Genomic DNA, 501 nt, shown 5'->3' with positions numbered 1-501 from the left:
GGCCGCGCAGCCGTCTATCCCGCTGGCAGCTGGGAGATCAGCGGTTTCAACAATCTGGCCGATTTCGAAATGGGTGCGTTTAAGCCTCCCGTCCAGAATGCAGGTGATGAGTGCTATATCTCGGACCACACCGACATCGCCATCGGCCTGAACGCCGCGTCACCCAACGCAGAGGCCGCGCGCACCTTCCTGGATTGGGTCGGCTCGGAAGAGTTCGCGACCATCTACGCCAATGCCCTGCCAGGCTTCTTCTCGCTGTCGAGCTTTGACGTGGCGATGGACGACCCGCTGGCGCAGGAGTTCGTAAGCTGGCGTGGCGAGTGTGGCTCAACTATCCGCTCGACCTACCAGATCCTTTCGCGCGGCACGCCGAACCTTGAGAACGAGACGTGGAATGCCTCGGCTCAGGTCATCAAGGGCGAAGAAAGCCCCGAAGACGCCGGTCAGCGCCTGCAGGATGGCCTCGCCTCCTGGTACGCACCGCACCAATAACCACTCACG

At 61.9% G+C, this 501-nt stretch carries 1 protein-coding gene; it reads left to right on the top strand.

Features of this window, described 5'->3' with window-relative positions:
- On the top strand, window positions 1-492 hold a 492-nt coding region (locus tag ACR0E6_RS23200), incomplete at its 5' end, for a type 2 periplasmic-binding domain-containing protein (protein ID WP_480587870.1).
- Window positions 493-501: the final 9 nt, after the last annotated feature.

The organism is Ruegeria sp. AP12 (assembly GCF_056540025.1).
The sequence above is the reverse complement of the archived record's forward strand: the minus strand, read 5'-3'. Positions and strand labels throughout refer to the sequence as shown.